Source organism: Pseudidiomarina homiensis (assembly GCF_003987225.1).
GTDB classification, from domain to species: Bacteria; Pseudomonadota; Gammaproteobacteria; order Enterobacterales; family Alteromonadaceae; genus Pseudidiomarina; species Pseudidiomarina homiensis.
Genome location: NZ_PIPX01000002.1, coordinates 195,628 through 214,373, shown reverse-complemented (window position 1 = coordinate 214,373; position 18,746 = coordinate 195,628). Strand labels below are relative to the sequence as shown.

Below are 18,746 nucleotides of genomic sequence, written 5' to 3'. Positions count from 1 at the left end.
TACAAATTAACGGTTTTATCAATCATATTCTACACTTGTAGTAACTTTTAACAGTTCTCACACTCTTCAATGAACGGCACACATTCATGACCCATGATCGCGATAAGCAAAGCAGCGAAGCACGGTTTCATAAGCTTTTTGATGACACTCAAGCCATGTCGATTCAAGGCTATCGTGCTGATGGCACCGTGGTGTATTGGAATGCCGCATCAGAAAAGATATACGGTTACTCAACGCCTGAAGCGCTCGGACAAAGTCTTTACGACTTAATCATTCCAGACGAAATGCGTGAAGACGTGAAACAAGCGGTGGCTTGGATGTTCGAGCACCAACAAGGCATTCCGACAGCACGCCTGAACCTCAAACACAAAGATGGCAGTACGGTACCGGTTTATTCGAGCCATACCGTGGTGGCGCTACCAAATGATGAACCGATCATGTTTTGCATGGACGCTGACATGCGCGCACTCGAGGTCGCCGAAGCTGAAGTGCAAAGGCTCTCGTATTATGATCCGCTGACCGATTTACCCAACCGCAGGTTATTGCTCGAGCGGTTAGCCAGTATCACGCGTAGCAGTAACAATGACGAGCCCGTGGCAGCACTCCTATTGGTCGACATTGATAATTTTCATAGCATCAATGAAAGTTTGGGTTTTAGTATTGGCGATCGTGTGCTCGCCCACTGTGCGCAATGTCTACGCCGGCTGTCTCAGTCGCCCGACGATCTTGCGCGCCTGGGCAAGGACGAGTTCGCCATCGTCCTGCCGAGCCCACACTCCTCTTTTGATGCGGTTGCCGCACAGGCTGAGCACCTTGCCACCGAAGTTCTGCAAGCGCTCGAAACGCCGTTAACACTCAATGATGCCAGTCACAAACTCTCGGCATGTATTGGCATTACCTTGTTTCGATGTCCGAATGCAATGGCTGGAGACGAGCTGTTAAGACAAGCCGACATTGCCCTGAAAACAGCGAAGCGATCGGGCGACACCGCTATCAGCTTCTTCGATCGAAAGATGGAGTCTGCAGTAAAAGAACGCCTACAGTTATCCCAAGCACTTAATCATGCCATTGAACGTCACCAACTTAGCCTCGCCATGCAACCTCAGGTCAATAAATACCAACAGCTCATCGGGTTCGAGGCCTTACTACGTTGGAATCATCCTGAACTAGGTGAAATTTCACCGGCTGACTTTATTCCAATTGCGGAAACCACTGGAGCTATCTTAAGCATCGGTGACTGGGTGTTAGAAAAAAGCTGTGAAACCTTAGTACGTTGGGCAACCAACTCAAGCTCCAAGCACCTCAAATTGTCACTCAACGTAAGTCCAATTCAGTTCCGCCGAGGCGATTTCGTACCGCGTGTGGAGCAACTGCTCAAGCGCACCGGCGCAAATCCAAAAAATTTAAGATTTGAGTTGACCGAAAGTCTTATGGTCGGCGACATCAATTTCATTGTCAGACAAATGAACAGTCTACGTCAGCTCGGTGTGTCGATGTCACTCGATGACTTTGGCACCGGCTATGCCTCGTTGGCTTATCTAACCCAGTTGCCACTGGATGAACTGAAAATTGATCGGGCCTTCGTCCAAGATCTTGACCAGCGCGGCAAAGGCGAGCTGTTAACCGAAACCTTGATCAGCCTCGGACGAAGTATGAATTTAGCGGTTATCGCCGAAGGTGTGGAAACCGACAAGCAATTTGAACGCCTACAAGAATTGGGTTGCGAATTTTTCCAAGGTTATCTCTTTGGCCGCCCAAGCGTTGACGCTGAACGCTACTTCAACGACTGAGTTGGTTCACGGCTTGGTAATCCACTTATCGCTAGAGTTGAGAGCAGCACTAGCGCCGCCGAAATCAGCAGACAAGCGACCAACCCATAACTCTGATAAATCCAGCCGGACAATACCGTGCCGAGTAAGCGCCCCGCAGCATTGGCCATGTAGTAAAAACCCACATCTAACGAGACGCCGTCGGCACGCGCATAGGCCACAATGAGATAACTATGCAGGCTCGAGTTCACCGCGAACAACACCCCAAAAAGGCCAAGACCAAGCGTAATACTTGCGGCAATAGGCGCACTTTGCCATAGCGCCGCAGCTAGCAGTAACGGGCTCACACTAAGTAATGCCCCCCAGACCACCGCCTGCCGTCGCGGGCTAACCTCCGCTCTGGCTGTCACTCGTGGCGCCACCCCCTGCACGAAACCATAACCGATAACCCAAGCAGCCAAAAAGCCACCTACCTGCCAGTGGTCCCAACCAAGCTGACTCGCCAGAAACACTGGCAATGCGACGACAAACCAAACATCACGCGCACCGAACAGCAAAAAACGCGCAGCGGCAAGAATGTTGATCGCCCGACTTTTCGAAAGCAGTTCTTTAAACTTCGGTTTATTCTTCGCAACGCCGGCATCTCTGCGCAAAAACACGAGGCTTAACAACCAAACCACCAACAGCATCAACGCCATCGCTAATACGGCGCCTTGGAAACCCAGCACCGTTAAGAGCAGACCGCCGAGAAAGAAGCCGACACCCTTCAGCGTATTTTTTGAACCGGTCAGGATAGCGACCCATTTATAGAGCTGCCCTTGCTGATTGTCTGGAACCAACAGTTTGATCGTGCTCTTCGCACTCATTTTGTTCAGATCTTTAGCAATGCCCGACAACGCCTGTGCCGCCATTACCCACAATACCGTCAGCCACGCTGGCGGCACTAGTAACATGCCGAGCGCCAGCACCTGCAAGCCAAGGCCGATATTCATTGTGCGGTTGAGGCCCCAACGCGCGCCCAACCAACCGCCAAACAAATTCGTCACCACACCGAAAAACTCGTAGAACAAGAACAGCATGGCGACTTCAAGGGCGCTGTAGCCCAGTTGGTGGAAGTGCAATACCACCAACATCCGCAATGCGCCATCTGTTAACGTAAAGGCCCAGTAGTTTCCTGTTACGAGCAGGTATTGGCGAATCGCGGGCGACAGCTTTGCTAGCATGCGCCAACCTTAGCTGCTAGCTCAACGGCGCGATTCGCATAGCCCCACTCATTGTCATACCAAGCGTAGACTTTTACGTGAGTGCCGTTGATGACGCGAGTCGACAAGGCATCGACGATACTGGAACGTGGGTCGGTGCGATAATCGATCGACACCAGAGGGCGTTCTTCATACCCTAAGATCCCTTGCAGCTCGCCTTCGGCGGCCTCGGCGAATAAACGATTTACTTCTTCGGCAGTGGTTTCGCGTTCCATCTCAAACACGCAATCTGTTAGTGATGCATTCGCCAAAGGTACACGCACTGCATGACCATCTAAGCGACCTTTAAGCTCCGGAAAGATTTCAATAATCGCGGTCGCCGAGCCCGTCGATGTTGGGATGAGACTCTCGCCACAGGCGCGCGCACGGCGCAGATCTTTATGCGGCGCATCCAAAATCGTTTGGGTATTCGTAATCGAGTGAATGGTAGTCAGCGAACCGTGTTTGATACCGATTTTTTCATGTAGCACTTTCACCACAGGCGCAAGGCAGTTAGTGGTACACGAAGCTGCCGTAATAATCCGATGCTTTGCCGGATCAAAGAGCTGATCGTTCACCCCCATGACGAGGTTTAAAGCACCTTCTTCTTTCACCGGAGCCGACACGACAACGCGCTTTACACCCTGTTCTAAATAAGCATTTAGCACGTCAACGGTCTTCATTTTGCCCGACGCTTCGAGCACGATGTCACAACCACTCCAGTCGGTGTCATCAATAGCTTTGTTCTGGGTGAATTTCACCGCATGACCGTCAATGACCAGCCCATTACCATCAGCCTGCACCGCTCGCGACCAACGCCCATGCACTGAATCGAACTGCAGCAGGTGGGCAAAGGTAGCGGCCTCACCACCAGGGTCATTTGCTTGGATGACCTCAACATCGCTGCGCTCACTAAAAATGCGCAAGGCCAAGCGACCGATTCGGCCTAAACCGTTAATACCAATTTTGATGCTCATAACTGCTCCTAGAAATTTAACGTTGATGCGGTGAAGTATAGTCGGCGGTGGTTTGGATGACGCGACGCATCCAGTCCGGCAGTGCGGGACTCAGTCGATAATAAACCCAACGCGCATCTTTGCGATCGGCCAATAACCCAAACTCGCGCAATTGTGCCAAGTGCCGTGACACCTTGGGTTGTGACATCCCCGTTGCTTCAACTAAGTCGCAGACACAAAGCTCTTGCTGCTGAGCCACAAGCAGAATCATTTGCAGGCGTAACGGGTCTGACATGACTTTGAAAAAGTCTTGCGGCTGATCAAATAGGTGCGGACGCTGCTGCTGGCGGCGCAGAATTAATAAGAACATGCGAATGCGCTCGCTCAGCTCGTGCGCGGTTTTCTTGAACGCGGCAGCATCATGACTGGCAACGGGGTCAGGAAAGTCCCATGCAATAAAGTTTTGTTCAGCAAATGCGGTTTGGCACTCACTTCGCGCACGGTCGCAGAGGCTTATCACATAATCAAAAGTTTGTTCTTCTAACTCACTCACGGCCGTTGATTGCAAGCCGCTGGGCTCAATACCCAAGGATTGCAGTGCTGCAATTGCTTCGGGATGGGGCTGTGTAGGTTCAGTACCAGCACTCATCACCTCAACGTCATCTTTGCCGAGTTGCCGTAGTATGGCTTCCGCCATGATTGAACGTGCGGAATTCGCCGTACACAGAAATAAAACCCGCTTTTTCATATCACCGCCACATATATGGGAAAACGAATATATGGTAAACCATATATGTTGGAGCAACAATAGCTTTTCTCGCAAAAAGTTATATTCTGAATTAATCTTGAAGGCAGACTTTATCTATTCAACATCTAAGAGCTACAAGGAATCGCATGGACCGCAGTACTAGCCAACGCCCAGAGTTTTGGCGCGTCGCCCAACGCACCTGTATTATCGCTGCTGCGGTTGATATAGCCTTTTTCGGGATTTTTCTCGCTTTAAAATCACCTATTCTGGCTTGGGTGAACGTTATCAGTGTGATGATGTACGCGGTAGCTTACTATGCGTACGGTAAACGCATGAATGGCCTCGCAACGTCCTTAGTCTGGACTGAAGTTGTTGCGCATGCCGCACTAGGTACGGTACTTATCGGCTGGGGTAGCGGTTTCCACTATTACCTGTTGATGTTTATTCCTGCCTTAGCAGTAACAATGCGCGGAAAAACCGCAGTCACCGCGTTGATGATTCTCTTTGCCCTCTATGCAGGGCTGTACTTGCAAAGCTATTGGCACGAGCCATTACAACCGATATCGGCGAATGCCTTGCTCGGCGTCTTCTTTTTCAACCTTAGCGTCGTCTTCGCGATGTTCAGCTATCTGGGCTTCTTCTACGCCAAGTCGATCAGTAGTGCTAACCGTAAGTTGAATCGACTCGCGAGTGTCGACGAATTAACCCAACTTTATAATCGCCGCCAAGCCAAGGCGCTTGCTGAAACCGAGCTTTCACGTGCTGACCGCAACAGCTTGCCACTGTCGGCAATGTTACTCGACATTGACCATTTTAAACTGATCAATGACGTTTATGGTCACGACAAAGGCGACCAAGTGTTGCAATACATTGCCAAAATCATGCAACGCGAATTGCGCCAGCATGACATTATCGGACGTTGGGGCGGCGAAGAATTTATGATTGTACTGCCCGAAACCGACTTAGCACACGCCGAATACATTGGCGAACGCTTACGCAACGCCATCGGCTCGCATGCATGGGGTACCGACTTAGGTCATGAAATCCAAATCACCGCAAGTATCGGCATTAGCCAGCACAAACAAAACGAAACCTTCAATCGCCTATTGAAGCGCGCCGATACCGCCCTGTATATGAGTAAATCTGAGGGCCGCAACCGTGTTACGGCGATTCAGGAAATTCCCAAGCACATCGCCAATACCAGCTTGGAGCGTTAAAGTTAGCTCCTCGTTTGCACTGTTCACTATCACGTAAAATCATGGCAAAGGCGTGACATTCTATTGACAGCTTCATGAATCTCGACTTGACTGCTAAAGGTGTCCCACAAGGACTGCAACCGTATTTATGGAGGAACTTATGAAGTCTATTAGCTCTATTGCCAAGCTTACTTTACTCGCGAGCACTATTTCGGTACCGACAGCTTTCGCATCCGAAAGTCCCGTATATGATTACTTTTCCGGCTACTATCAGATGATCGAAGTCGACGAAAATGAAACCGGTATCGACGCTGAACCGGATGGATTTGGGCTTGAGTTTTCAAAACAATTTAATGACTTCATGTACGCTATCGCTAGCTACGATAATGTAAGTGGTGACTACACCATTGGCGCTTTTAGCTTTGCCAGTGACGTCGAGATTCTGAGTGCGGGTGTGGGCTTCAAGTACAGTGCATCGCGGGCGACCGACCTGTTTTTCGAACCGTCGATTGTTTATCTCGACAGCGAATTCGCGGGCGATTCTGAAGACGATACAGGCTTTGGCGCGAAAGCTGGCTTCACCCACGCACTGAACCCAGCCTTCCACTTCAAAGGCTACTTGCGCCACGTTAACGTGATGGATGACGACACCAACAGCTATGGCGCCGAAGCTCGCATACTTTTCAGCGACGCAGTTCACGGCATTTTAGGCGCCGAAGCTAACTCCGACGAAAAACTCTTTCGCGCTGGCGTAAGCTTTAGATTCTAGAATGCCGATAAAGCAGACCGAAATACAGCTGACGCCTTACAAGAGAGGCTTTCACCTCATTACTGAGGACATCGAAGCGGCTCTGCCTGAGTTGCATAAGGCTACTGTCGGTATTTTGCACGTGTTTATTCAACACACATCGGCCTCGCTAACCATCAATGAAGACGCTGATCCGACGGTGCGACAAGATTTTGAAAGCCACTTTAACGAGATGGTCCCCGAGGATGCACCTTATTATGTGCATACCTATGAAGGGCCTGACGATATGCCAGCGCATTTGAAGTCGAGTTTGTTGGGCAGTAGCGTATCGCTTCCGGTGACGAACGGACGCTTGAATCTAGGCACTTGGCAAGGTGTTTATTTGTGCGAGCATCGTAATCACGGAGGCCCGCGCAGACTTGTTCTCACCTTACAGTACGAGAAATAAAAAAGGCGCCCGCAGGCGCCTTTTACTTAACCTTTTATCGTTAACCCTCTAAATCAAAGCGATCTAAGCGCATCACTTTGACCCAAGCATCAACGAAATCATTCACGAACTTCTCGTCAGAGTCGCTCAATGCATAGACCTCGGCAATGGCGCGTAACTCTGAGTTCGAACCGAAGATCAGATCTACCGGAGTAGCTGTCCACTTCAATTCACCGGTCGTACGATCGTAGCCTTCGTAGACACCTTCGTTGGCACTGGGCTTCCACTCGTTGTCCATGCTCAGCAAGTTAACGAAGAAGTCGTTGCTTAACTGGCCTGGGTTATTAGTAAATACCCCGTGCTTCGCGTCGTCGTAATTAGCACCCAAGGTCCGCATACCGCCTACCAATACGGTAAGCTCCGGTACTGTCAGCGTTAGCAGATCAGCCTTGTCGACTAACATTTCAGCAGGTGACATACGACTGTCGTCGCTGTAATAGTTGCGGAAACCATCAGCCGTCGGTTCCAAGAAAGCGAACGATTGGACGTCAGTCATTGCTTGGGTTGCGTCGGTACGGCCTGGGGCAAATGGTACGGTCACATCGTAGCCCGCGTCAGCGGCCGCCTTCTCAATGGCTGCGCCACCACCTAATACAATAACGTCAGCCAGTGAAACCCGCTTGTCGCCGCTTTGCGCGTCGTTGAAGTCAGCTTGCACCTGTTTCAATACGCCCATCACACGGTTGAGTTCCTCAGGGTCATTCGCCGCCCACTGATTCTGCGGTGCCAATGCGATACGCGCACCGTTAACGCCACCGCGCATATCAGTGCCACGGAAGCTTGAAGCTGCCGCCCATGCGGTGCGCACCAACTCTGCTACAGTCAAATCAGTGTCAAGAATCGACGCCTTAATATCAGCAGCATCATTTGCGTTGATTAAGGTAAAATCAACCTCAGGGATTGGATCCTGCCACAGCAACGGCTCCGCTGGCGAGGTGTCGACGATGTACCGAGCACGTGGCCCCATGTCACGATGCGTCAACTTGAACCAAGCTTTTGCAAAGGCTAACTCAAACTCTTCTGGATTTTCTTGGAAGCGCTTGGCGATCTTGCGATATTCAGGATCAAATTTGAGCGATAAATCCGTCGTGAACATGATGGGCGCATGACGTTTACCTTCAACGTGCGCATCTGGGACAAGATTTGCTGCTTGCCCGTCGACGGGAATCCATTGAATCGCACCAGCCGGACTACGTGTTTGTTCCCACTCAAAGCCAAATAAGTTATCTAAGTACTGTGAAGTCCAGGCAATCGGATTCACCGACCACGCACCTTCTAATCCAGAGGTGATGGTATCTTCAGAGTGGCCCTTGCCGCACTTGTTTTGCCAACCAAAACCTTGCTCTTCCACTGGTGCCGCCGCAGGCTCTGCACCCAAGCACTCGTCAGGCTTATGCGCACCGTGCGCCTTACCGAAGGTGTGACCACCAGCAATCAACGCCACGGTTTCTTCATCGTTCATCGCCATACGGCCAAAAGTATCGCGAATATCCTTGGCCGCCAGTAGCGGATCAGGGTTACCGTTCGGGCCTTCTGGATTGACATAAATCAAACCCATTTGTACAGCAGCAAGTGGCTTTTCAAGCTCGCGGTCGCCACTGTAACGCTTATCTTCTAACCATTGTTTTTCAGGTCCCCAATAAACATTATCAGGCTCCCATTCGTCTTCGCGGCCACCAGCGAAACCGTAGGTTTTGAAACCCATCGACTCCAGCGCAACGTTACCCGTAAGCACCATTAGGTCGGCCCACGAAACGCTGCGACCGTACTTTTGTTTAATCGGCCATAGCAAACGGCGCGCCTTGTCCAAGCTGACATTGTCGGGCCAGCTATTCAGCGGCTCGAAGCGTTGTTGGCCACCGCCAGCACCCCCTCGGCCATCATTAACCCGGTAGGTACCAGCACCGTGCCATGCCATACGAATGAAGAACGGACCATAGTGACCATAGTCAGCTGGCCACCAGTCTTGCGAACTTGTCATCAAGGCTTCGATATCGCTCTTTAATTGATCAAGGTCAACTTGTTTGAAGGCTTCAGCGTAGTCAAAATCGTCGCCGTAGGGGTTAGAGGCAGGAGCGTGGTCACGCAACGGAGTTAAATCCAGTTGATCAGGCCACCAAAACATTTTGCTTTTAGCTTCCTGAGCTGACACATCGATAGCTGCCATGCCCATGGATACCGCCAGTGCCAAAGCCGACACGAGAGGTAAAGTTTTCTTAATCATTGGTATCACCTTTGCTATGTAGTTTAGGAGATGTCGAAACAGCAAAACTACTATAGTTCAGTTCTGTTAGATTAGGATCGGCAAAGGTTATTGAAAAAACAGATTAGGTTAATCGAAAACCCCACAAAGCCTAGGGAATAAGGCTTGGCAGTTGAAGTTAGCTAATAATCTCGTCACCGCCAGCTTGTTTGGCACGGTACATATTTTTATCTGCGCGCTGGATGAGTTCGCTGGGGGGCTCACTTTGCTTGATTTGAGTAATGCCGAAACTGATCGTCAGCACACCGCCAAGGCGGCGGCCAAACTTGTGCTCAATGCCCAACTGATGAATACGGGTGCGCAATTGTTCCAGCTGCTGCTCGGCTTGCGCAAGGCTCTCAGCTTGCAGCAACATGGCAAACTCTTCACCGCCATAACGATACGAACGACTATTCGGTAATTTCTGAAAGGCTGTAGCAAAGGCAACTAACGCACGGTCACCGGCTTCATGGCCGTAGTTGTCATTAAAGGGCTTAAAGTCGTCGATGTCGGCCATAACAAAATAGCAATGGTTATTCGCGGTAGCTATGGCTTCGGCAAGATCGGTTTGGAATGCGCGGCGATTCAAAAGACCTGTGAGACCATCGATGTGCACCAATTCATCGAGCTTTCTATTTGCTTGGTGTAATTCTTGCGTGCGCTCGTCGACACGCTGCTCAAGTTCAGCATTGGCTTTGACAAAGCGTTGGGCCATCACGCGAAACGCCTGCAGTACTTGCGCAACCTCACCATACATGCCCGCTCTACTTATCTTCTGTTCTTCGATCGCTTGGTAATTTTTCTCGGTCATTAGCGCGGCCGTTGCGGCCAGTTGAGTCAGTGGCCGCGATACCTGACGCTGGACAAAGTACGCCATGGTCAGGAGCACCGCTGTCACCAACAACGAACCTACGAAGGCAATGACATAAGGTAAATAAAGCGCTTGATTGGTGATCAGCGCTTTCGGATAAATCGAAAAATACCACCACTCAGGGGTGCCTAGATGCTGCACCAACACCAAATAATCTTCGTCAATGTCATCCCAAACTTCTTGCTCGATGTTCGACGAGTGATCGACGAGTCGCGCAGCTATCTTTTGGTACAACGGGTCATCATAATTTTCGGGCGTTAGTGTGTCGCGCTGCTCACTCAGCTCAGCCGAAAAAGTTGAACTTGCCACCAATGCGCCTTGCGCATTCAACACATAACTTTCGATGTTCTCATCAACCGTGCGGCTTAGATCACGCGTAAGCTGTGCGAGGCTGACGTCGAAACTGGCGTTGACAAGGTGTTTACCATTCAGGTCGACAGGCCGTTGATAGGTAATAGTCCAATAGCCGGCGCTATGATCTTTATATAATCCCGTCCAATTCGGCTGGCGTTCTGGGTTTTCACTCTGTAACGTTGACCGCAACGTTGAATAGTCGGTCATCACCAGATCCGCGGCAGCGAGTCGGCCCCAAGCCTGTTCAGTTGAATACATAGCCAAGGCGTTTTCCGGGAGCGACAAATGTGTATTGGTCACCAGTTCCTGCCAAGCAGGACCAAGTTCGTTCAGCGTCCGTACACTAATCACCAAGCGTGCCCGCAACTCATCATTAAGCGGTTGCTTCTGCGGCCCAACAAAAACACTCATGCCCTTAAACAAGTGCTCGCCACGTTGGACGCTCGTAAAAAAGGCTTCTTGCAAACGCCATACCCCCGGAGAGGTTTCTTCGAACCAATCGTAGAAATCGTCCTGCAATTTTGGATCGTCGTTAAACGCTTGATAACGTGCTAAGAATTCTCGCGCTAAAAGTTCGCCTTGGCGCTCAACACCTTGCAGGTGAATTTGATTCGCTTGGAGCTTTACCGCAACTTCGCTTTGCAATTGCGTGACCACATCCCTTTTTGCCGCCGGGTAGGTTTGCCAAAAAGTAACCATCAGCGTCAAAATCAACAGCGCTAACGACACGCAAGTCACGTGCCATAATAAGCGGGTGGTTAACTTCTTTCGCGGCTGTTGCCGACGCTCTGGATTGATGTTCGTCATAGATTTCTCTTAACGCAATGTCCAATTAAGGTTAACCTTTTCAGTTATATTCGTCACTAGGTTGTCAGCGTCATTTATCGAGGTTTCTATGTCTTTGAAAGTTATCAACCACCCACTCGTGCAACACAAGCTTGGACTTTTACGTGAGGCGACCATCTCGACCAAAAGTTTTCGTGAGCTTGCCAATGAGCTCGGCACATTATTAACCTATGAGGCCACCCAAGATTTCAAACTTGAAGACCACATGATTGACGGTTGGGACGGCAACCCGATCACAGTGAAGCGCTTACTCGGCAAAAAAGCCACCGTCGTACCTATTTTACGCGCTGGAATTGGCATGCTCGATGGCGTTTTAGAGCTGCTGCCGAGCGCTAAAGTGAGTGTCGTTGGCTTGTACCGTAACGAAGAAACGCTGGAGCCGGTTGCCTACTTTGAAAAATTCGCCGGCGAACTTGAACAGCGCACCGCTCTAGTGATTGACCCCATGCTTGCCACCGGTGGCACCATGGTCGCTACCTTAGACATGCTCAAAGCAAAGGGCTGTCGTGATATTCGCGTATTAGTGCTGGTCGCGGCGCCGGAAGGCGTCGAGAAAGTGTCAGCAGCACACCCCGACATTCCAATTTACACAGCGGCTTTAGACGACCATCTGAATGAACATGGCTACATCGTGCCAGGCCTCGGTGACGCAGGTGATAAAATCTTCGGTACCCGGTGACTTGATCTTTGTTGGTGTATAGCGACTACACTATAGGTACATTCTTTTGTAAGGAGGTACTTATGAAACGCACCGCAACTGCACATTGGCAAGGTGGTTTAAAGGACGGTAAAGGCACGGTCTCAACAGAGAGTGGCGTACTCGACCAACAGCAATATTCATTTGGTACCCGCTTCGAAGACGGTAAAGGCACCAATCCTGAAGAACTGATTGGCGCTGCCCACGCCGGCTGCTTTTCGATGGCGTTATCCATGGTCTTAGGCGAACACGACATGGTTGCCGACAGCATTGATACTAAAGCAACTGTGCATCTGGAGGAAAAGGATGGCGGTTTCGCCGTTCCGAAGATTCATTTAGAACTGCGCGCCTCGATTCCAGGCGCTGACGTCGATAAGTTTCTTGAAGCTGCGGAAGCGGCGAAGGACAACTGCCCGATTTCGAAATTGTTTAATGCTGAAATTACTTTAGACGCAAAGCTTGAGTCTTAGTTTTTACGGCGTTTGCCGGTGATCATTGGCCGTATCAATTCGATGCGGCCACGCCAGCTGGTGAAGATGACGGCGGCAATATGAACAAGCACCGCTGCATAAAGAATATTAGCAAACCACTCATGGATTTCTTCGAGGGTTTCATTGCCGAAAAATCTATCAATTTCTTCCATCATAAAGCCAGTAACACCAAGCCCAATGAACAACATAATGACCGCAAAAGCCATCAGCCAGCCGAGCGGATTGTGACCTGTTTCGCTTGGTATTTTGCGTTGCTTTACGTGGTGAAGATGCTCGTTGAGCGCGTGTTGCGATAGGTTTATAGTTTTGAAGTTCCCGTAACTTTGGTCGACAAAGCCCCAAATAATGCGCAAAACTACCGCACTTACCGCTGTGTAGCCGAGCCACTGATGCCATTGGCTGCCCGCTTCAAGAATGAAGTAGTTGGCGGTGAAAATTGCCACCAATAGCCAATGAATGATGCGGATCAGGGGATGCCAGATCCGCACCTGTTGCTTGTCGTTAGTGAGCTTCACGTTTGACGACTTCGCCGTTTACTGGGTTGAAGTAGATTTCTACTTTGGTACCGTCAGCTTCGGTGCCATAGATTTCATAGCAATTGCCTTCGGTCACTTTAAACTCGTTGATTGCGTAGCCTTCGCTTACCAGATTTTGCTGGAATTGTGCTTGATCTTGCCATTCGCTCATCGGCGCACTCGTACACTGGGTGAGTTGGGCGGTTGGGCTGCAGGCCGCAATAGTTGCGACGGCGGCTGCGGTTAATGCTAATTTTAGGATATTCATAGCTAACTCCTTTCTGTTGTCTTGCTGTAAGCGTAGAGGAGATTTCTTACAGTTTCCTTAAGCTTGCGTCTCAGTATAGTGAATCGCAACGTTTATTGATCTGCATCACGGTTCGACGTGGTGCTCCTCAGTAAATCAAGTAGTTGTGGTAATGGCATCGGTTTTGCAAAATAAAAGCCCTGAAGTCTATCGACCCCCAAAGCTGTAAAAAGCTCGACTTGTTCCGCGGTCTCAACCCCCTCAACCACCACGACTTTATCCAGTTGTTTACACATTTCAATCATTTTGCTGAGCAAGTTACGCTGCTTGCCTTCGGTCTCAACGCCTAAGGTGAACGCGCGATCGATCTTAATAATGTCCGCCGGTTGCTGCGTTAAATAAGCCAAACTCGAGAAGCCCGTGCCGAAGTCATCGATAGCGACATGCATTCCGTGTTCACGCAACTCCCGTAAACGCTCTTCGGTTTGGCCTGCAGATGACATGACAGCCTCAGTAAGCTCAATGGTAAGCTGTTCAGGCTTCAGTTTATGGTTCTTAAGCTGACTAACTAAATCATTTACGAAGTCAGCCCGTGCCAGTTGGTGTGGTGACACATTGACTGCTACACTCAATTGTTGCAACTCAGCGTGTTCACTTAGATCCCGGACTACTTTTCGCAGCATCTGCTCGCCCAACTGAATGACTTGCCCCGTCTGTTCAGCAATTGGAATAAACAATGCCGGCGAAATAAAGTTGCCGTCTTTGCGCCATCGAACCAAACTTTCGACGCTAACAATATGCCCTGTTTCGGCACTGAAAATAGGCTGGTAATAAGCCTCTAACTGATCTTGGTTCATCGCCACCTGCAACTGTGTGCGGATTTCAACCAATTGCTCGTGGTTATCGTGCATATCCGTTTGATAAATCGCGTATTGGTTACCACCCGCAGCCTTCGCATGATCCATTGCAATATCTGCAAACTGCACTAATTGCTCGGTGTCGATTTGTGCTTGCGTGGCGACAGCAATACCAATACTGGCAGTCAGATGTACCGATAATTCCTCAACGGCGAATACCTCTGCGATCGCTTTGATCACAGCGGCCGCATCTTTCTTTAACTGGTGTGCAGTCGTGTCGCGATAATAAACTATAAATTCGTCATTACTAAACCGTGCAAGAATATCAGCGCCTTGTGCCGCGCTACGAATGCGCTGGGCAGTGAGCTTCAATACATGGTCACCCATACGGTGGCCTAGGCCATCATTAATTGAGTTAAACTTATCTAGATTGATAAAGAGCACTGCCCGCCGGCAGCCTTCACAATCAACCATCATTGACTGCGTATCTTGATTGAAAGCATCGCGACGTAAGAAGTCTGTCAGTTCGTCATAACGTGCCATACTTGCCAGCTTTTTACTCTCGGCGCGTAGGCGTCTTGTCGTATCTACAGCAAGAATATAGATAAATGCGAAGGCGCCAGTTAGCCACAGCAACATTTGATGTAAACGCGTTGCTTCTTGTAATGGTGAGTAATCGATAAGGACACTGTAAAAGTCATGCTCGATTCCCGTCATCAAGGTCACTTTTTCGGTGACGTAATGGGGATAGCGTCGCTGTAACTGAGTTAAAGTTTGCGTAGCGTCATTGCTACCTTGCATGGCAACTAAAACCTTTGAGTTAAATGCCATGTAGGTTTTAATTGCGCTTAAGTACTCTAGGTAGTCCGCTGCGACAAGACCATTCATATTGAGTAGCGCTATAAGTTGTTGCGGTTTTGGCTTGGTCTGCAAGGGAACCGACATCATCACGATCGGTGTTGGCGTATTCAGTGAACGTCCGTTCGCCGCAATGCGAGTCTGGTTACTAGGCTGCGCTAACCAATTTTGGATACCTTCATGGTCTCGCATAAAGTTTTGCCAAAAAGTATCAGCAAAAGATGAACTAAGCCACGGCTGTTGCTGATCGTTAAGTACCAGCATGCCTTCAATAATCGCGTAATCACTGATATAGGTTTCGAGATCAGTAGTAAGCAAACGCTCACTATCATCTTCATCCAGCTTCTCTACGCGACGTTTTATTCGTTCAAGAGCTTTAATTTGCTCGTCAAAGCGACTGTCGATCATGTGGCCAATAAGTTGAATTTTAGTGCGGGCATTCTGTGTTTCTAACTGCACAATTCGCACACTCATGGCATACCAAACGACAACTCCGAGTAAAATAATGCCACCAAATACGATCAACGTTGGCTTCTTTGCGTCAACAGCCAGCCTCGGAAAATTGTGCCGCAAAGTCAGCGCCACGAAAAACATCAACAGCATGACCGACGCTAACGACAACGTGAAAGGATTGGCAAAACGCGCAGCCTCAGGTGACTGTAATATACCCCAGACCACAAGTTGCAGCACAATAAAGGTGCTAATGCCTAGACTCACAAGGATCTGGCCTAGGAACTTAAGTTGTTTTGGCGTGCGCAAGCGAAACAGAATAATAAGAATCGCGAACGCTAGAACTGCCGCCAAAAGCATGTAATCAGAGATCACATTCATCAGCATAGCTGCTGGCGTTATGACAAGGTCCAACAACCCCAGTAGTGCCACGAGAGCAAAGAAAAACAAAATTCCTAGATAGGCCAAAGTCGCGGCCGACTGCGTGAAGTTTTTGGTCATGTCTTTTTATTTCATTGGTTTATGTTAGCTAGTATAGAGATCTTTTACGCATTGTTCTAAGTTAGCAAAGAATACGCTGAAAAAATTGGTTAGGAGCAATGTTTGAATAAAGGCTATTAACGCTATGACCGAAACTACGCAAATTCGATTGTTGAAAGCCGCCATGATTCTTGGCGTGACATTGCTCATTTGCGGCCACATTGTCTTGGCCGTGACCTTTGCCAGTGACGACATTGGTCACCGCGGCTTCATTTTGGGCGCAGCGATGAGTGCGATTGGCGTGGTGTTATCCTTACCGACCAAGATTTATTTAACGATTCTATTGATGGATTATACCGAACGCACAGACAAGCGCTTCACTCGATCGGCGGATGCGCAATCGCGCGCGCGTGATACGGAATTTAAGGACTGACCTTGAAACTTTGGGTTTTGCAGCCATGTTTAAGGTAACGCTATGAGTAAGGAGTTCGCGTGGTACCACTGTCGATTTTAGATCTCGCCCCGATTACTGAAGGTTCTTCTGCCGCCGAGTCGCTGCGGCGTTCTGGTGACTTAGCAGCGCACGCTGAGCAGTGGGGTTACCGACGCTTTTGGATGGCCGAGCACCACAACATGACCGGCATTGCCAGTGCCGCCACTGCGGTGGCATTGGCACATATTGGTAGTGTGACGTCTTCGATTCGCATTGGTGCAGGTGGCATCATGTTGCCGAACCATGCGCCTTTGGTCGCGGCTGAGCAGTTTGGTACCTTGCAGGCGTTGTATGGCGACCGCGTGGATTTGGGCTTAGGCCGTGCGCCGGGCACCGATGGCGCGACGTTGCGCGCATTGCGCCGCGACTATAATTCAGCATCGAGCTTTCCGGATGACGTGCGAGAATTGTTAGGCTACTTGGATGACGCTTCCGAGGACGCGTTTATCCGCGCTGTGCCCGGACAAGGCACACACGTACCGGTGTGGATTTTGGGGTCGAGTTTGTTTGGCGCCCAGCTCGCTGCCTCTTTGGGCCTACCCTATGCTTTTGCCTCGCACTTCGCCCCAGATCATTTACACGCCGCGCTCGACACCTATCGTCGTGAATTTAAACCCTCGCGCTATTTATCTGAACCCTACGCGATGGCTGCGGTAAACGTGTTTGCCGCCGATACTGAGGAAGATGCTGTGCGTTTGAAGAGCTCCATGCAGCTACAGTTTGTTGCCTTACGCCGCGGCAATCCCGGACCTCTGCCCGCACCGGTTGATGACATTAACGCGGTCGTCGACCCCGTGTCGTTAGCGGGCGCCAATCACGCATTGAAGTACACTGCCTGCGGCAAACCTGCTGAAGTGCACCAGTATTTGCGCGACTTCGTTGCAGCCACCGGCGTCGACGAACTCATGCTCACCTGCCACGCCCACGACCACACCGCCCGCCTGCGCAGCCTCGAAATCGCCGCGGAAATCTGCCCCCCCCCGCCGCCTCTTCTCCGCTAGCAAAGAAAGGGCAGCCCTTTCTTCTGCCGCAACCAAATATAAACTTGAAGAAATATAAGCTTAAGATTATATTTGGTTGCGGTTTTGCAAATTGAAGACTTAAGTCATGGTGAAAAAGCTAAAAGAATTTGAGGCAGAAATGTCGCCGGATGTTTTATCTAAGGCCAATGCTCAAGCAAAGCAGATTATCGCCGAGATCAAACTCAAAGAATTACGAAAACAGCAAGGTGTCAGCCAAGCTGAGTTGGCTAGTGCGCTTGGCGTTGCGCAGGCTAATATTTCGCAAATCGAAGGCCGCGGCGATGCACGGATCAGCACGCTAAGCAGCTACGTTAGAGCGTTAGGCGGTGAACTAGAGCTCCATGCACGTTTTCCGGACGGTCAACTCGTTCGACTTAACTTCGACCAGTAAAACAAGCCGGCGGTGCGGCCGAGGGTGCGCGCCATGCTGTAGAAGTCGGCAGCGCGGCCAGTGGCGCCGTAGCATACTAACAGCGGGAGCAAATGTTCTTCGCGCGGGTGGCAGAAACGTGCTTCGGGGGCTCGTTCCCAGCCGATTAATCGTTGCGTGCGCTCTGCTTCATCAAGGTCGGTGCGTGTGAGCGTGTCTTTGAGCCAATTTTCGAAGGCTAAATTGCGCTTTTCGGTGTCTGGGTTTTGCGGCGTGAAAAAAGCCTTCATATTATGAAACGAAAAGCCGGAGCCTAGAATCAGCAAACCTTCATGCTCGATCGTCGCCAAAGCCTTACCCAAAGCAATGTGTTGTTGCGGATCCAAGTTGTGCAACAACGACACCTGGATAACGGGGATATCGGCGTCAGGATACATGAGTTTCAATGGCACAAAGACACCGTGATCTAGGCTGCGCTGGTTATCTGCGGTAGCACTAATATCATGCTCTGCCAAAGTTTCTAGCACATGCTGCGCTAATGCGGGGTGACCTTTCGCGGGGTATTGAATTTCGTATGATTCAGCCGGAAAGCCATAATAATCGTAAAGCAAGCCAGGATTGTCGGCTGACGTTACCGTGGCCGTTTCGGCCTCCCAATGCGCGCTAATCACCAAGATGGCCTGGGGCTTCTCGATTTGCTCGCTGATGCCCTGCAATTGCGCGACCAGCTCTTCGTGCTGCGCGTCGCCAAGCAGGGGCAAAGGGCCCCCGCCGTGCGACACAAATAGAACTTGATGCTGTGCCATGG

Annotated in this window: 18 protein-coding genes; 9 read left to right on the top strand and 9 right to left on the bottom strand. The window is 50.2% G+C overall.

All coding sequences use genetic code 11. The annotated features are described in order from the left end of the window. Nucleotides 1-86 precede the first annotated feature (86 nt). A complete protein-coding gene (locus CWI70_RS10110; protein ID WP_126773362.1) occupies nt 87-1,790 on the top strand; it encodes a putative bifunctional diguanylate cyclase/phosphodiesterase in 1,704 nt (567 codons plus the stop codon). On the opposite strand, the gene arsJ is transcribed toward CWI70_RS10110, so the two are convergent. Genes arsJ through CWI70_RS10095 form a run of 3 tightly spaced genes read right to left on the bottom strand, consistent with a single transcriptional unit; the run spans nt 1,775 to nt 4,714 of the window. Then, complete coding sequence (gene arsJ / locus CWI70_RS10105; RefSeq protein WP_126773360.1) at nt 1,775-2,992, bottom strand: organoarsenical effux MFS transporter ArsJ; 1,218 nt, start codon at nt 2,990-2,992, stop codon at nt 1,775-1,777. The genes CWI70_RS10110 and arsJ overlap by 16 nt on opposite strands. After that, complete coding sequence (locus CWI70_RS10100; protein WP_126773359.1) at nt 2,986-3,987, bottom strand: ArsJ-associated glyceraldehyde-3-phosphate dehydrogenase; 1,002 nt, start codon at nt 3,985-3,987, stop codon at nt 2,986-2,988. The genes arsJ and CWI70_RS10100 overlap by 7 nt, the downstream gene beginning before the upstream one ends. Before the next feature lie 16 nt (nt 3,988-4,003). Further along, on the bottom strand, nt 4,004-4,714 hold the full coding sequence (locus CWI70_RS10095; protein WP_126773357.1) for a metalloregulator ArsR/SmtB family transcription factor: 711 nt from the start codon (nt 4,712-4,714) through the stop codon (nt 4,004-4,006). Nucleotides 4,715-4,860: 146 nt separating this feature from the next. Between CWI70_RS10095 and CWI70_RS10090 the strand changes: the two genes are divergently transcribed. The 3 genes from CWI70_RS10090 to CWI70_RS10080 all read left to right on the top strand — a co-directional run bounded on the left by CWI70_RS10090 (nt 4,861) and on the right by CWI70_RS10080 (nt 7,106). Further along, entirely contained in the window at nt 4,861-5,931 is a 1,071-nt protein-coding gene (locus CWI70_RS10090; protein WP_126773355.1) for a GGDEF domain-containing protein, read from the top strand. A gap of 139 nt (nt 5,932-6,070) precedes the next feature. Beyond that, nucleotides 6,071-6,679 carry an outer membrane beta-barrel protein gene (locus CWI70_RS10085; RefSeq protein ID WP_126773353.1) on the top strand — a complete coding sequence of 203 codons (609 nt, stop codon included), beginning with the start codon at nt 6,071-6,073 and terminating at the stop codon, nt 6,677-6,679. A gap of 1 nt (nt 6,680) precedes the next feature. Continuing rightward, nucleotides 6,681-7,106 (top strand): secondary thiamine-phosphate synthase enzyme YjbQ, encoded by a 426-nt coding sequence (locus tag CWI70_RS10080; RefSeq protein WP_126773351.1) that lies wholly within the window; start codon nt 6,681-6,683, stop codon nt 7,104-7,106. A 40-nt stretch (nt 7,107-7,146) separates the two neighbouring features. Here CWI70_RS10080 and katG read toward each other — a convergent pair whose 3' ends face one another. Together katG and CWI70_RS10070 are read right to left on the bottom strand one after the other, a co-directional pair. Then, entirely contained in the window at nt 7,147-9,318 is a 2,172-nt protein-coding gene (gene katG, locus CWI70_RS10075) for a catalase/peroxidase HPI (RefSeq protein ID WP_420849358.1), read from the bottom strand. A 208-nt stretch (nt 9,319-9,526) separates the two neighbouring features. After that, the gene (locus CWI70_RS10070; RefSeq protein WP_126773347.1) at nt 9,527-11,419 is read right to left on the bottom strand and encodes a diguanylate cyclase domain-containing protein; all 1,893 of its coding nucleotides are present in this window, start codon (nt 11,417-11,419) and stop codon (nt 9,527-9,529) included. A gap of 88 nt (nt 11,420-11,507) precedes the next feature. On the opposite strand from CWI70_RS10070, the gene upp reads away from it, so the two are divergent. Next, nucleotides 11,508-12,137: a uracil phosphoribosyltransferase gene (gene upp / locus CWI70_RS10065; RefSeq protein ID WP_126773345.1), complete on the top strand. Its 630-nt coding sequence runs from the start codon at nt 11,508-11,510 to the stop codon at nt 12,135-12,137. A gap of 62 nt (nt 12,138-12,199) precedes the next feature. Next, on the top strand, nt 12,200-12,625 hold the full coding sequence (locus tag CWI70_RS10060; protein ID WP_126773343.1) for an OsmC family protein: 426 nt from the start codon (nt 12,200-12,202) through the stop codon (nt 12,623-12,625). Here the strand turns inward: CWI70_RS10060 and CWI70_RS10055 are convergent. The 3 genes from CWI70_RS10055 to CWI70_RS10045 form a co-directional block, all read right to left on the bottom strand. Then, nucleotides 12,622-13,161 carry a cytochrome b/b6 domain-containing protein gene (locus CWI70_RS10055; RefSeq protein ID WP_126773341.1) on the bottom strand — a complete coding sequence of 180 codons (540 nt, stop codon included), beginning with the start codon at nt 13,159-13,161 and terminating at the stop codon, nt 12,622-12,624. The two genes, CWI70_RS10060 and CWI70_RS10055, sit on opposite strands and share 4 nt — an antisense overlap. Then, nucleotides 13,148-13,429 (bottom strand): PepSY domain-containing protein, encoded by a 282-nt coding sequence (locus CWI70_RS10050; RefSeq protein ID WP_126773339.1) that lies wholly within the window; start codon nt 13,427-13,429, stop codon nt 13,148-13,150. The genes CWI70_RS10055 and CWI70_RS10050 overlap by 14 nt, the downstream gene beginning before the upstream one ends. A gap of 92 nt (nt 13,430-13,521) precedes the next feature. Continuing rightward, nucleotides 13,522-16,074, bottom strand: coding sequence for a putative bifunctional diguanylate cyclase/phosphodiesterase (locus tag CWI70_RS10045; protein ID WP_126773337.1), 2,553 nt, complete (start codon nt 16,072-16,074; stop codon nt 13,522-13,524). A 124-nt stretch (nt 16,075-16,198) separates the two neighbouring features. On the opposite strand from CWI70_RS10045, the gene CWI70_RS10040 reads away from it, so the two are divergent. The 3 genes from CWI70_RS10040 to CWI70_RS10030 all read left to right on the top strand — a co-directional run bounded on the left by CWI70_RS10040 (nt 16,199) and on the right by CWI70_RS10030 (nt 17,959). Continuing rightward, on the top strand, nt 16,199-16,486 hold the full coding sequence (locus tag CWI70_RS10040) for a hypothetical protein (RefSeq protein ID WP_126773335.1): 288 nt from the start codon (nt 16,199-16,201) through the stop codon (nt 16,484-16,486). A gap of 59 nt (nt 16,487-16,545) precedes the next feature. Further along, nucleotides 16,546-17,547 (top strand): LLM class flavin-dependent oxidoreductase, encoded by a 1,002-nt coding sequence (locus CWI70_RS10035; RefSeq protein ID WP_126773333.1) that lies wholly within the window; start codon nt 16,546-16,548, stop codon nt 17,545-17,547. Nucleotides 17,548-17,653: 106 nt separating this feature from the next. Continuing rightward, nucleotides 17,654-17,959, top strand: a complete 306-nt coding sequence (locus tag CWI70_RS10030; RefSeq protein WP_126773331.1) for a helix-turn-helix domain-containing protein — start codon at nt 17,654-17,656, stop codon at nt 17,957-17,959. Here CWI70_RS10030 and CWI70_RS10025 read toward each other — a convergent pair. After that, entirely contained in the window at nt 17,929-18,744 is an 816-nt protein-coding gene (locus tag CWI70_RS10025) for a DODA-type extradiol aromatic ring-opening family dioxygenase (RefSeq protein WP_126773329.1), read from the bottom strand. The two genes, CWI70_RS10030 and CWI70_RS10025, sit on opposite strands and share 31 nt — an antisense overlap. Between the last annotated feature and the right edge of the window lie 2 nt (nt 18,745-18,746).